General features: G+C 34.6%; 11 protein-coding genes. 4 read left to right on the top strand and 7 right to left on the bottom strand.

Annotated features, from left to right (window positions below):
* Positions 1-52: 52 nt before the first annotated feature.
* The 5 genes from KJS58_RS18105 to mobQ form a co-directional block, all read right to left on the bottom strand.
* Positions 53-598: a hypothetical protein gene (locus tag KJS58_RS18105; protein ID WP_213534554.1), complete on the bottom strand. Its 546-nt coding sequence runs from the start codon at positions 596-598 to the stop codon at positions 53-55.
* Positions 599-938: 340 nt separating this feature from the next.
* Positions 939-2,030: an ArdC family protein gene (locus tag KJS58_RS18100; protein ID WP_213534552.1), complete on the bottom strand. Its 1,092-nt coding sequence runs from the start codon at positions 2,028-2,030 to the stop codon at positions 939-941.
* A 1-nt stretch (position 2,031) separates the two neighbouring features.
* Complete coding sequence (locus tag KJS58_RS18095) at positions 2,032-2,220, bottom strand: hypothetical protein (protein WP_160036882.1); 189 nt, start codon at positions 2,218-2,220, stop codon at positions 2,032-2,034.
* A gap of 105 nt (positions 2,221-2,325) precedes the next feature.
* Positions 2,326-4,551 (bottom strand): VirD4-like conjugal transfer protein, CD1115 family, encoded by a 2,226-nt coding sequence (locus KJS58_RS18090; protein WP_213534550.1) that lies wholly within the window; start codon positions 4,549-4,551, stop codon positions 2,326-2,328.
* Between the two features lie 9 nt (positions 4,552-4,560).
* The gene (gene mobQ, locus KJS58_RS18085; protein WP_213534548.1) at positions 4,561-6,528 is read right to left on the bottom strand and encodes a MobQ family relaxase; all 1,968 of its coding nucleotides are present in this window, start codon (positions 6,526-6,528) and stop codon (positions 4,561-4,563) included.
* 266 nt (positions 6,529-6,794) lie between these two features.
* Here mobQ and KJS58_RS18080 point away from each other — a divergent pair, with 266 nt between their 5' ends.
* The 4 genes from KJS58_RS18080 to KJS58_RS18065 all read left to right on the top strand — a co-directional run bounded on the left by KJS58_RS18080 (position 6,795) and on the right by KJS58_RS18065 (position 10,003).
* A complete protein-coding gene (locus KJS58_RS18080; RefSeq protein WP_213534546.1) occupies positions 6,795-7,079 on the top strand; it encodes a hypothetical protein in 285 nt (94 codons plus the stop codon).
* Position 7,080: 1 nt separating this feature from the next.
* The gene (locus KJS58_RS18075) at positions 7,081-7,347 is read left to right on the top strand and encodes a hypothetical protein (protein WP_160036877.1); all 267 of its coding nucleotides are present in this window, start codon (positions 7,081-7,083) and stop codon (positions 7,345-7,347) included.
* 1,080 nt (positions 7,348-8,427) lie between these two features.
* Positions 8,428-9,006 (top strand): hypothetical protein, encoded by a 579-nt coding sequence (locus KJS58_RS18070; RefSeq protein WP_213534544.1) that lies wholly within the window; start codon positions 8,428-8,430, stop codon positions 9,004-9,006.
* A 553-nt stretch (positions 9,007-9,559) separates the two neighbouring features.
* On the top strand, positions 9,560-10,003 hold the full coding sequence (locus tag KJS58_RS18065; RefSeq protein ID WP_213534542.1) for a hypothetical protein: 444 nt from the start codon (positions 9,560-9,562) through the stop codon (positions 10,001-10,003).
* Between the two features lie 1,277 nt (positions 10,004-11,280).
* On the opposite strand, the gene KJS58_RS18060 is transcribed toward KJS58_RS18065, so the two are convergent.
* Both KJS58_RS18060 and KJS58_RS18055 read right to left on the bottom strand, forming a co-directional pair.
* Entirely contained in the window at positions 11,281-12,492 is a 1,212-nt protein-coding gene (locus tag KJS58_RS18060; RefSeq protein WP_213534541.1) for a hypothetical protein, read from the bottom strand.
* A gap of 1,012 nt (positions 12,493-13,504) precedes the next feature.
* A complete protein-coding gene (locus tag KJS58_RS18055) occupies positions 13,505-14,929 on the bottom strand; it encodes a hypothetical protein (protein WP_191803594.1) in 1,425 nt (474 codons plus the stop codon).
* Positions 14,930-14,933: the final 4 nt, after the last annotated feature.

Raw genomic sequence — 14,933 nt, 5'->3', positions numbered from 1 at the left:
CTAATTAATGAACAGTGGAACTATTATTTCTTTCAGGGATTTAGAGATTTACCTATTTAGAAGATTTTTGGCTATCTTTAATTTTACGTTTTTCTTTCCTTTGACGTTCTTGTATTTTAGGCTCGTAATAACTCCTCATAACGATCTCATGAATTTTGATGTAACGACCCGTATGATATACCAAACCTACCTCTTCAAATTCCTGAAGATTACCAAGCCTGCGATCTTGTTTAATTGTTCCTGGTATTAGTCCCCACAGCTTCTCCGCTTCATTTGTTGTCATTACTTTTTTCATGGCACCAATGCAAGAAGGACAAACAGTAACATTTGCTGGCTCGACAGAGTTATTGTATTGGTAAAACAAGTGTATGGGATCTTCATTTTCACGTATCCAATGATCACAAACAGTACACTTTTTATCCGATCGTAAGAATGTTAGTTTTTCAAGTCGATATTTTAATTCATTAAGCTGATTATCTATAAGTCTTTGAGTGGTAAATCTTACATCTAAGGGCAACGTGTCTTTAATTAGTGAAAATTGCTCTAAAGCCCGCTCTAGCTCTACAATTTTCTCCTGTGTACTTTCAATAATTGACAAAATGAAACACCTCCAAATGATAATTTTACCCGATATTGAGTACAATTATAATCGATATCGATTATAATTATCAAATTAAACCTTTTAGATATTACTGAGGGAAGGCCGGATCAAACTAAAATTGCTTGATACCAAAGGGTTTAACAGTGGGACAGCGTAATTCTTTCGGGAGAAAACTGCTGCTATAGCATGTGAGGCGCAAAGACTAATTCAATATAAACAATGAATTAGTAATCACAATAAAAACAAAAAAATCCGGTCAATATTTACGGTTGATATTAATGAAAAAGACAACTCATAAAATGCATGAGTTGTCTTTTTGATTCTAATTTCACCTTAGTTATCGTTCTAATTCTGGTCTCGTCTTCTCGCTTTCTGCTGTACTGGATTTGTCTTGCTCTTTTAAGTGCTGTTCTTCACTTTTATCTAAGCGTGTTACAGCCACTTCTCTAGCAGCATCTATATTAGGATTTGGTTGTCCAGGTGAAATAGATCTTCCAAGAGTTTGCTTTTTTATGACTTCTTGAATATGTTCTCTATCCAGATGGTCGATCTCCCTGATGATATTATTTGCTGTTTTCTGTATCTCCCCAAGTGCTTGTTTTGCTAGCTTCATATCCTTGGTCCATGTTGCAATGTAACCGGCGCTATATGCCTCCGTATCAAGACCGTAATACTTTGTAACCATAAACGCTGTAGCTTCTGCCTGTGCTTCCTTATGTCCCCTTGGTAGGTCTTTTAACGGGCTGTCCATTCGGTGAAGCTGCGAATGCGCATACTCATGAACTAATGTTTTGAATTTCAATGTTGAATTAGGGATAGCAGGGTTAATCCGAATTGCATGGTTCGAGCGGTCATAATAACCTCGAGCGTTAGGATTTTCTTTAAAATCATCGGCCATTTCCCTTATATCCATTTTCTTACCAAGGTGCTCTGAAAGCTGAAGGTACATTTTAGCTGCTCCATTACTGTCTTTAATATCATCACGAATGAACTGCCGGACATTAACAATTTCCTTGCCCTTTGTTTGGCTCACGTCAAACACATTCACACCCTTAAAACCAGTAATCTTCTCTACCTTTTCCGTAATCTCTTTTCCCTTGTTATCAAGCTGCGGACGCTGCGAAACCGGATCTATTTTAGTCACCTCCATTTTCGTAAATGTAGGAGCAAAAATTTTAATAGCCGATTCCCCCTTCTGGACCTGTCTGCCCATCTCCTCCCAGCTTCTATATCCCTGCACCATAGTAGCATCGGGTTTTTGAGAATATATCATCACTACGTTATTTAAGCTATATTTCGGAAATTTAGAGGCTACTTCTAGAAAATGCTGAAATTCATTATTTTTAAATATTCGATCTATGGCTTGGTCCACTTGTTTTTGTATCTCAGCCATCTTCGCTTCATACTCTTTAGACTTAGGAAAAGGCACTTTATTCACCCTCTTTCAGGTATAGAGGTTCGTATAATTTAACCCCGTTTTCTATTTTTTCGAGATAGGCGATTTCTTCATAGGTCAGCAGATCTTCATTTGGAATTTCTTCATAGGTTAGATACCCAGCCGGTTTAGCCAGATATATAGGTTTTTCGCTACCAACGATCTCATAATATTGATAGTACATGCTGCTTCCCCTCTCTGTTATGATTCATACTTTTATCTGTGGTACTTATATTCAAAATTCTCTGTTATAAGAAACAGATGCATTTCATCGGTGTCTCTCCTTTCATTACATAGGTAGATCATCTTCATCATCTGTATTTTTAAGCTCTTTTCCTTCTCCATTATCTTTTTGATCTGGAGCTGTTTCTACTGTTAGCTCGTTAAGTACATCCATTAATGCATCTGCATCAGGATCACTATCATCAATTTTGCTTAGTGCTTCTTCTAGCTCCCGAAAAGCAGCCTGAACTTCTTCATCACTGTCAGTATCCAGTTCAGAAGTGGTATTTTCATTCCAAAGATCCTCCGTATTCCTGAACTCTGGTTCTGCAGAAACATTTCCTAAAAGCATGCTTAATTCTTCTTCTGAGATTTCCTCGCCCTCATTCAGTTCTTCTACATAATGCTGCTCTTCTTCTTGTGGGACTTCCATTTCAGCTTCTAGAGCCATCATTTGAGCCTCTAATTCTTGGTCATAACCATCTTCTTGTAATTTCTCTGTAATTGTATTCTGAGCTGTATAAGCTACTGAAATTTCTTTATCTGCCTTCTTATGACTCTTACCAAATATTTTCAGGAATTTTTCTCTGTAAAACTGCTCATAACTTGGCCTACGATCCTTACCAAATAAGAATTCGCCGTATATTTTAAACTGATAAGATTTCTCTAGTTTTAAAGGGAAATATCCATTAACGAATAGATAGCATATTGCAGGATTTACATTGAGTAGCTCCCCTTGCGTAATGAGTGGCCGCTTTACATACTGTTCTGACACACTTTTCGATGCATTTTTTTCTCCAAATGAAGTACTTCTCTGTCTATGTTTAATCGTTGTCTCCCCCGCAACATCACTAAAATACTTAGCAGTCTTTGTATCCTTGGTGCGAAGAAACAGCGTAGTGTCATGGTTGTTAATAATAGAACGTGCCATGTCTGGACCATACATGCGTTTATCTTCTAATTGCCCAATATCTTGAATAACAGTGTGCAATGACATCCCGAGTCCGCGGCAAGTGGCCAGAATATTTGGATACCCATTGATTCTCCCAATGTTTGCAAATTCATCTAGTAAAAAAATAGAATCAATCGGAAGCCGTGAATGGTTTTCGTCTGCGATATTATAAAATGTGTCGATAAGCTGTTCCATAAAAATAGCCGTAAGCTGCTTAAATGGATTACTCTTCATACGTACTTTGATATAGAGAATCGTCTTCTGCTGCTGTAGATCCCTAAAGTTAAATGCACTTTTTGCTGTAAATTTAGCTATCTTATGCATGGCAAAGATTCCGATCTGCTGTGCCAAGGTTGACATTATCCCGGTTCTGGTATTCCCAGCGCTCATATTAGCAAGCGTAAACATGTCATATGCTGGATGGTCTTTTGGCAAATTTTCAAGTAACTGTTCAAGGAATTCTTCGTTCTTCCCAGCTTTCGCTGTGAAATGCACTACATGAGTCATTGTTGCCTCAGTACCATATTCTGTTTTGATGTACAGAATGATTGCTGCAAAATATGCGATAGCAGATTCACTCCAAAAATCCCGTTTACCATCATCAACCGCATTCGATGCGATCGTATTTGCCACGGCACGTGCATCCTCGTCATCTTCTACATAATCCAGCGGATTATAGCCTACATCTTCAGAAAAGTTTACGAAATCGATTTGATATACGTTATACCCTTGATCTCGTTTGAGCTGATGGGTAGCTTCATAAATTTCCCCTTTAGGGTCTGTTACTATAATGGTTTCATCTATATGATTTAGCATGTTAGGAAACACATACGCTTGCCCTTTCCCTGAACCGGATGAACCAATTACAAGGACGTTACGATTATCAACATTGGTCCCTTTGGGCATGATAATAAGTTCTTTTTTACTGGGGACTTTACCCAAAATAATTCCCGGTTCCATCTTAAACGCACTCATTGGATCACTCTGATATGAATTTCTTTTTGAAAAGGTTTTTCCATTAATAACATCAGATGGCTGTCCCCACTTCGATGTCCCGTGGAGTCCAAAATCACTGGCATCAATAAGTTTTGGAACTAAAATTGACGTCTTCATACTGTAAAGCAGCGCACCTAAGATAATGAACGGTGTAAAAGAGAATATCACTTTCAAATTTTCCTGCGTATAGCTAAATGGAATAACGGTAGATGGATCTAATATGAGTTCTGTAATATCCCCCCCTGGACCAATGAAATAAAAGCCAACCATGAGCAGATATGAAAATATTAGGCTTAAAAGAATACTTACAAAAATGGGTTTCCATGCTTTTTTCTTAAATACCATATTTCCCCCTTAATGATCCAAATGCTGACCTCTATATCTTCTGCGTTGCTTTTTCTCCGTAGGATCTTTTCCTCGTTTTTTGTTTTTGTTTGCCCGCTCTACCTGATCTAAAACTTGAAGTAATCCAGAAACAATATGTTGCGAATATGCTTTTTCTATTTGCTTCTCTGGTGTTAAGGTTTGATCTGAAGTATTCGCATTTTCCTTTTCAAATTTACTGATAATAAGATGCAAATCTTGATCAACTCTTCCTGTACTAAGTCCCTTCTCATGACGATCTTTAAGCTGCAATATCAATTCAGCATTTTTAATTGATTCAAGGGAATCCGAATAATGACTTTGTAACTCCACTTTAATCAGCCCAACATTACCAGCTAGGTCTTTTTCGTGTCTCTCTCTTTGGAGTTTATACTGCTCTACTTTTTTATTAGCCTCATAAACAAGATCATACTTTTGTTCTTGTAAAGAGTTTAAGATTACTTTTCTTTGTTTTTGAATTGCGCGATCTAAAATGAAAATACTCTTTGAGATATTTTTAGTTTGATCAGAAAGAGAAGGTACATTCTTATGAATCTCATTTCCCTTAGACTTGGCATACTTAGATATCTCTTCTTTGTTTAAAACCTGACTAGTATCCTTAAAATACTGAACTGCATGGTACATCTCATCTACTGGAATCTTATAATTCACTTGATATAAAACTAAAAATTCTTTTTCCGTGAGTTCTCTCTGCACCTCTAATGCTTTTACAGATTTATCAAGCAGTAAGCTGTATTTCCTAAGATCTTCACTATTTTTTTGTTCCATTACTTTTATGCTAGTAACTTTATTTTTCATCTGAGCTAAAAAATGAGTAGGTGTGAAACCAAATTTCAGTACCTGTTTTGGATCTTCCTGAAACGCTTTATACGCTTTACTGAGGAGATTTTTTTCTGAAAGGATTTTCACTCTATCACTTTCAATTTTTTTCTTCCAGCTTCCTTGTTCAATTTCATCTTTAATATGCTTAGCGATTCGGAAGTCTACATAGCTTTTAGATCTTTGGGCAACCATCTGTAAAGCTGATTTTTCTTCTACACTAAGCTGTCTGCTTGTGCGAACCAGCTTGATTTGCTCTTTAAGTGTTTTTTCGTTTTGGTACTCAGAAATCGAGATAACTTGTTTCCTTCTATCATCACTCAGTTTACCGAGTTGTGCATTCAGCTGCCTTATTTCTTCATTAATTTTCCCGTAAAAAGTGGCAGGTTCATATAGAGTTTTGTTCCTAGCTGCTTTATCTTTTAACTGCATTTCATAACGATAAGCTGTTCTCTCTAGCCTTATCTCCGGAATCCGATCAAGGCCCTGCTTCTTATAACTCTCATGAGAAACCTGATCATCTATACCGCGTATGTTCAGCTTCTCATTAATTATTTCTGCATAATTTTTACGCCAGCGAGATAACGTTTCTTTCTCATTCCAATCTGTAAGGTGAACACTTACCTTTTTGATCACCCCACTGACTTCCTGGTTAATCTTTTTACGCTTGTTCCCCCAAGAACCATCTTCATTAAAAGGACGCATAGTAAGCATGACATGGGCATGAGGATTCTTTTCTTTGTCTCTATGAATTGCAATATCTGCTACCATACCTTCATCTGAAAAATTCTTTTTACAAAATTCGAGAAGCAACTCCTTCTGATCTTCCTCACTTAACACAGTAGGAAGGGCTAAGCGAATCTCCCTAACCATTTGTGCATTCTTTTGTTTCTCAATTTTCTCAACTTCGTTCCATAGACGTTCCCGGTCCATAACCCAATCAGGAGCATGCTTTGGTTTTAAAATAAAGCACTGCGGCTGGACAATTCTTTCACCATAGTTTTTAGTCAATCCATCGCGCTCTGAATAGAGCGTCTCTCCGCTGCGATAAGCTGCGGCCGCGACAGCGGAATGACTCGCTCGGTTTAAGATCTGTGAGCTAAAGTAAAAGTAACCCATGTCTTCACCACCTTCCAAAAGCCCCTGCGGGTTATTTGCCGTTAGGTAAATTTACTTTCCTAAGGGAAAGTCATTCACGGTTAGTGAATGAGATCGAGCAGAAGGCGAGTCCCATTCCCTGCATCGCAGGGGTATAAATGGGCACTCTCGCTTCGCTCTTGTGACCTATCGTATCACAAATTACCATTTATTAGTAAACTTCCTTCTTATTTACCAGTAAAATAGGGATCAATAAATCGATTGTTATTCATGAGGAGGAAATGAAAATGGCGAAGAAAAGTAAGTTAGGACAAGTACAAAAACTAGAAGAACAAATCAAGGAACTAAGAGAAAAACAGAAGAAGATCATAGAGCAGGCCCAAAAGGAGATCGGGGAATATGTAATGGATTCATGGGAAGTAGAGGATATAGAGCAGGCAAAAAAATTGATAGATCAGTTTCAATCTGAAGCTAAAAACGCATTTAGGAACATGGGAGGAAATAATAAAGGTTTAAAGGAGGATTTGACTGACGAAAGTATCTATAGCCAAGCAGGTTCAACGAGTGCTTAGGATGAGTCATGATGAAACAAAGAAGACACCCATAACAGACATAGATCTAAAAATCCAGCAGCTAAAAGAGAGACAACACCGATTAATGAAGCTAAGCTCTGAAAAAGAAAGAAAACAAAGAGCAAATCGTTTAATACAGACCGGTGCTTTAGCAGAGAAGTATTTTGGAATTGAACATTTAACTATAAAACAGCGCGAAGAATTATTTAAAATATTCTCTGATTTCATTTCAAAAAACACCCCTACTAAATATAGGAACAAAGATTAACTACTCTTGTTTCGTAAGGAGGGTACTGTGTTGGATGCAAGAGATTCATTTAAATCTTAATCATACCATGATTAAGTATTGATCAGGTCATCGAAGTTATTGAGGAACTTGTTTATAGGCAGAGAAGTAAACTGCAGAAATACGAGGAAGAAAAATTAAACCAAAATGAACAAACATCTGACAAGATTTACTTCATTCCGTCCAGATCTAGGAATGGGATCTGGACGGTTTTCGTTAAAAACCCTCGTAGCAGCAAAACATATCTGAATTCACTAAAAGAGAAACTAAATAAAGATCCTGACAACAATAAGGAAGAACTCAAAAAGCTTTATCTCGTTGAGGTTAAACTTAACAGTAATATCAGTAATACAAAGAAAAAAGAAATCTTACTTGCCATGTATTATTTAAAACTTGAACCCAGAAGGTATGTACTGCATCTAGCAGAAACAAAAAGCAAAATTGACTCACTTAAAACTAAACTTGAAAATAGTTCGCTTTTATATAAAAAGTACTCAGAAGAGGTAGACAAGATAGAGAAACTATTTGCTAAAAAATCGATATTCCTCAAAAGGAAAGATTAGTAACAGTAATCAATCATATTCAAAAAATCCGAAAACGTATCAGAAGGAGATGGATCACTATAGAGAAAAAGAGAGAACTCTAAACAAAGCTTTAGATCCAGTTAAACAAAAAGATTTACAGAAAGACAAGGATACCGGGAAGAATCAAAAACAAGAAACAACTAGTACTCAATTGGAATCGTTACGTTAAAACTATCTTTTTTCATATATCTTAAGATATTTTTCGGTTTTAAAAACAAAATTAGACTATAGAGTGGATATCAACAAAATAGTTTTTGTATTACTACAAGTCTGGTCTTGTTCTAGTCGTTGACTTAGGACAAAACTTGTAGTGTTATTAACATTTATTGAATTGCGATTACTTGAACTCCATCCTTGCACTCTCTATATATTTAATGTAGAATACTTAAGCTCACTGGATATGTTTGTTGAATAAGCAATTCTGCGACTAACTCATCAATTAGTGTGTTATGAGTGAATTAAATATTGGGGGAAAATCGTGAAGAAATTATTGTTATTAGCTATTTGCAGTTTGACACTACTTACAGCATGTTCTCAAAAATCCGACTTATATGATAGTCGGTTAGAAGAAAGAAAATTAAATTTCACTGAAGAAATAAGTAAGGAAATAAACGAGAAAATAAATGAGAAAGAAGAGAATATAAAAGAATTAAATCAGGAAATAAACCAACTTAATATACATATAAAGAATCTTAACAAAGAGAAAGAAGATATTTCTTCTATAAGTAAAATTTCATTGGATTTTATTCAAGCACAAATAACAGAAGATAAAGACAAACTCCGTAAATTGTTACCCGAAGACATGATCGTTGAAAAAGATAACGAAATATTAATAGATGATTATTATGAAATCTTTTTTAAAGATAAAACGTTGGATAGTTTCCGTTTTCATTTCTATGATTATGATAGTAAAGATAATACATACACAGTATACATAGTAGAAAATTATGTATACTTAGATGGCGAATCTGAGTCTCCTCCAACACTTCTTATTTTAGATTTTATAGATAATAACGATCGATGGGAGATAAATGAAGCATCTTTCGACATCTTATAGATTACTGCTCAATGAGCTACCGCATATAAATAAGTGATTAATTTCAACCGGTTAGAGAGACACTTTCTCTTACCGGTTTTTACGAATACTCAGGAGCATATTTATAATGAAATTCAGCGTAGAGCTTTTGCAATAAAACTATGCGTTTAAAAAATAGAACCTCTGAAGCAAAATTGAAGCTTGTTTAGAACATCTGTTTCCGCTATCGGTATTAGTTAAGTATCTAATTCTACGATTAGATTATCCTAAGGCATTCTAACAGCTATAGAGCGGGTTTGAATTGATCCTAGTAGATAAAGGGATATATTTTTAAATGCCACTTTTTCTAAATCTATTTATACGTTCTCGTCAGAGAAATGTAATTTTTAAATACCTATATCCTTCAGTTAAATATGTAGCAGCAAGTTTACAGTCCTATCATTGGTATCATCTTCACATTCTAAGTTAACTATTCTAGTAATTTAGATAGATATGTAGAGGGTTATTTACATCTATAGAATTACCAAGGTTCAGGTTATAGTAAAGAGAATGATAAGAAAGAGGTTGCCATCTTATGAATATTCAACGTGTCTACAAATCAAAAGAAGATTTTACAAATAAAGTGAAGTCAGTCGATCCAACATCTCTAATCAGTTATAATCTGCTGAATATGTCTCTAGAAATTACGATTATTTCTTCATCTCAAGATCAACTATTCATTAAACTATCTGAATTTGTAAATTATGATGACTCTCCTCAGCTTTTAGCGCACGATTCGTTCTTTATTATATTAAATGAAATCAAAGCCATTAATTCAGGCGAGAAATTTATCAGACCATTATTGAAACTATTCAACGAAAACCTTATAGCTATTGTTCTTATGCCTGAAGAACATTACTACACAACAGATAGGAATCTAATTGATGAGATTGAGAAAGATTTTTATTGGGATGATATTTATGAGAGTGGCAATTCAAAAAATTATGTAATATTTCAATCAGCCGAATATTTGGTTTAATTTTGGAGGTGTATCGATGTTTTTCTATTGGGTAATTGGCTTTGGTATCATTAGTAGCTTAATTATTAATTGGTCGTTCAAGAAATTTTTAAATATGAAACCTACATTTGATGACATCATGATATTAACTTTGTTCTTCCTTGGAACCTATTCGCTGATTGAAGACCTAATTAAAGCTCAAGATTTTTTTGTATCAATCATGTGTACTCTAACCTCACTCTTACTTGCATTTCGTCGTTATAAGAATATTAAGAAAATTTCTCAAAAAGCTTAATGGTGACCTCTGAGAAGAGGTTTTTTGTTTTTTTATCATTCATATAAAATACTAATGCCTATTGTTATTTGTATTAGTCATCTATACCTTATAGTGTTAATCATAATTCTGATATCTTTAAGGGTAGTCACTTTCTACTCGGCATATCTTATAAGCTTTCTATATAACTTACTATCTAGATCAAATATTTGCTTCCACGCTTTTCTTTCTCTTTCTAGAGCACTTCTCAAGTTTCTACCGATCTTTACGGTTGATCTGTTCTAAACCAAACTATATTTCTAGTGGACTACGTACGATTATGAGTTTAGTTATGCTCTGATTACACCAAAAGCAACTTCAGTCTATATGATTCAGTCATGACTCTCTTTTATGCCTTTCATATTCAAATCCCTTTGAAATATATATTTTATAGGTGGAGATAAGCATCATTAAAGCTATTCTACAACACCATTTCTTAAAATCATTTCTTAAAACCTTTCTTTAATATCATAAGTCAAAACATTTAGTTAATACCTTTTTAGAGCATAAAAAATTGCTAAAAAACCCTTGGTACGACTGGGTTCCTACGATTCCGAAGATTGAGAAAAAGAAAGATACTTTGTTTAAACACTCCCCTATTAGAAGCTTACACATAGAAATAAGCTTATTCCCTAAGAATGAACAGATTATTCATAATCATAATCTAGTAGTAAACAGTATAAGAAGTAGTAATGAACAAACAAAATTAAAATAGCCACGATATAAAAATACTTATCCACAACATTATGATTAAAAAATCCTTTTACTGGATAGAATAATTACTAGTAGATCGTATCCTCCCCTTCTGGATGCTACTCTTAAGCTTGCTAAACATATAAAGTAGGATAGCGATAGTAAAAAACGACACACCAAAAAGCAGTCGCTTCTATGTAGTAGAATCCCACTGCGTAATGTATGTGTGCTTTTAACAAGGAAGCTAGAAAAAGACACAGGAAAAAAGCCTACTTAGATAAGATTTTAAAAACTATATAGCATAACGTCGGTCTTTTTTATTTTTAGCCGCTATCAGTCTTTCAATCTCTTGTTTTATTTCTAAGATAGGCGCTGGAAGAGATTTAATTCGGTAGTAATTCTGTATAAACCACTCAGGATCTTGATGAACTCTACTTAACCAGCAATAGTGAATATGATTAAGTCTACTGATAATGCTTTCACGCTGCTTGCTAGCTTCTTCCACAATTTCATTGTTCTTTTGTGAAAGTTTACCATCTTCAAATAGATTACTTTCAGCTGCTTTTTTCTTATTGTTGATTCCTTCTAAATCAATGGATAATTGTACTGCATAATTGATTTCGGCCGATTCCATAACGGCCCGAAAGTAAGCACTTATTTCATCCAGTTCATTTTTCTCTTCATTCACGGTGAACTCATTTTCTTCCTTATAAATCATCTTGAAAAAATGATGAGAACGCATTTTGTCTTTTTGAATATTGAAAAGAGCCGTATCAAAAATTTCTGTTGCATACTCATAGCCAAATTTTGCATAGTAATCTTCCATTACTTTAGCTATTTGCCATACTGCTTTACGAGATAGAAAGTCACAGCAAAAACGATGCTTTTTAAGCTGTTTTAAAACCCACAGCTCAGCACCTTCAGAATATACTTCACCCATATCTAACCATTCCTGATGAACGCTTAGTACTTGAAAGTTATCTTTATAGATTTTCATTTTTAAGTATTTGGAAGCTTTCTCTAAAATGCGTAAAGCTTCTTTTCTAGTACGTATATTTAACAGTCCTAAAGGACCATAAAGATCACTAATATAACCCCATCTGAAATTCCCAGGGATATAAACTAGCTCTTTACCCACATAATGCAGAACAAGACGCTGCACATTGCGTTCTTCACTTAGAAATTCATCGGAATTGAAGAAGTTGAAATTTTTGGAGTATAAGTCTTCTTTATTAGTAGACTCCTTCTCTTGAATAAAAATAAATTTATTAAAGAATAGTTTGCCATTGTCATCAGAATGAACAATACCTTCACAAACTAATTTTTGGAGGAGAACATTGATCCGGTATCCGGATGTTTTCATTCTTTTAGCGAGTTCTGATTTGGAAAGAGGGATTTCGCCTCCATACGCACAAACTGTTCCTAGGAGTAGTTTGAGTTTAAAGAGAAGACGAGTATCATTTTGAAGGGTTCTTGCATCGAATAAATCAGGGTGGTGTTTCATAAATAGCCTCTCCTTAATCCAACCCAAAAAGGCATAGAAAAATTAAGGGCCTCGGCTTTCTCTTTTATTCAACCCGTGATATAATTGAGTCACAGTTTCATAAAGCAAAACCAAGATCCCGACTTTTCTCTCCAAGTCTTATAAGTGCAGGTCGCCAAACTCGACACTTTTAGACTTTAAAAGGTTGGGTTCTTTTCTTTTGGTAGAAATTGTTTCAAACATTCAGCATTGGATTCAGCGAAAATTCGAAATTAATCGCTTTTTGAGACAATACACTGACGAATATCTTTATATCATTCACTATATTGAAGTTTAATGTATTTTTATAAAGTACTTAATTATGTAAAAGGAAATAATTGGTCGATTTCTTAACCTAGAAGTTATTATATCATTGCAGATTTAGTCGGTAAATAGATGAGAAAAGAGCGGAAATTTGGCTCAAAAAACTGAAATCCCTTGAAGTATATAGAGATTTGATATGTACATAAGTAGCGGAGATTTGGCTGAATTTACAAAGAACCCTTGAGTATCAAGGGTTCTTTGTACTATAAATCTTAATTAAAATTTTTTTAGAAAAAAAAGAGCGGAAAATTGGCTGAAAAAATGAGAAGCACTATTAAAAATAGACTCAAATAGACTCAAGATCACTAGAAAGTAGCGTAAAATAATAAAAAGAGCGGAACTTTGGAAGAGTTTTTTATTTTTATAGTCCTTTTTGGCTCATGTTATAAATGAGAATTTCGTAAAATATTTTAATATATATAGCAAAAAGTATCGAAATGAAGAAAAAAGAGCGGAAAATTGGCTGAGTTTTTAAAAGGAGCGGAGATTTGGCCTAGTTTTTATAAAAGAGCGGAAAATTGGCTGAATTTTTTACCTTTAAATCATTAAATTTATGTATTTAAAATTGGGTTAGTATTATGCTGTCTAGAGGATGATAAAAAAGAGCGGAAAATTGGAAGAGAAAAAAGAGAGCCATTACAAGCTAGCTCTCTTCATGAAACGTCTATATTTACTTTAAATTAATTTGTTCGGGAACTTCTTCAATAAAATGAGTTAATTGCTGGTTCCCTAGTAAGTCTTCTACTTCATAGGTTTCCACAGGGAAGAAATTGATGAGAAATGAATCTCGTTTACGTTCATAAGACTCTACGGTTACCTTTTGGGTGACAAAGTCCTGTAAACATTGCTCTATCAGGGCTAGGTTTACATCTTTTCGTTTACTCCGGAATTGCACCTTATGAATGAAGTAAGTGTAATCAAAGGTTGCAGAGTATCCCGTCTGTCTAAAGTAACAAAGGAAACGCTCTTTTTGTAAAGGGAAAATTAGTGTCTGAGAAGCTTTATTTTGAAATGAAGCGAGTCTATCGCTATAAGCTCGTATTACCTGCCCTTTTACATAGTTCTGATGAATTTCTTCATTAATCGTGATCTCTGCAATTTCACCATTACCAAGTGGCTGAATATCCAAGCGATCAAATATACCAAACACTAATGTCCTATTCGGCTCAATGACATTGAAAGTTACGTTAGCCATCTTCATAAGTCGTTCTTTAACAGCATTATAGTTTTTTTTGTTATCGGATCCATAGGTTGCTCTAACTAAGTCGCCAATCGTAACATACACTTTTCGGTTCTCAAAAAACTGTTTATTGTCCCGTAGGGATATTACGGAGCGAAAAATCTCTAAATCTGTATTATCTACAGACCTTAGTATCTTCTCTTCGCTAAGAAGTTCTTGGCTTACTAATGTATGAAGAGAATAATCTTCGCCAGGACGATATTCACTAATGTAATGCAGTTTATTATCGATGAGAACGCTCTTATCCGTTAATTTCATCTTGGTTAGACTTGTATTTCCAACCGGGTGATCAGCATATTTTAAAGGCTGGTCGATAATGATTTTATTTAGATTTCCATCAAAGTTTTTTATTAGGACATCAGCAATTGCAATAATCGCATCATACCGAAGTGCTTTCTTTATTTGTGTAGGAGTTTTATCTCTTATGTATTTGTAATCCATAAGCCTCGATTCCTTATCACTACACCATTTCGCAACTTCATCTAATCTTTTCTTAATTAATTCATCCATGGTTTCTACGTTATGCAGCTTCTTAAATTCAGAGAAACCATACATATCAATTAAAGATTCAAGTAATGCAATCTCTTTTAATATTTCCGTTTTTTTTGATTTTTTTGTTTTCTTAACACTATCTGCTAAAGATTTGTACCATCTCTTCTTTGTAGCTTGAGCTAATTTATTAGTACCACGCCGTATTTCTTTTGTATTGGCAGGCGTGAATTCTGTCGAGATAATGTCTTTAAGAAACTCTCGTATATTTCCTTCTTTTAATTCGTTATATATCGCTTCACACGGTTCTCCTAATTCAGATACAACTTGATTAAGAAAATAATGAGGCACATGTTGTTGAATCATATTT

Origin of the sequence: Paenibacillus sp. J45TS6, from assembly GCF_018403285.1 — a bacterium.
Classification (GTDB): domain Bacteria; phylum Bacillota; class Bacilli; order Paenibacillales; family Paenibacillaceae; genus Paenibacillus.
The sequence above is the reverse complement of the archived record's forward strand: the minus strand, read 5'-3'. Positions and strand labels throughout refer to the sequence as shown.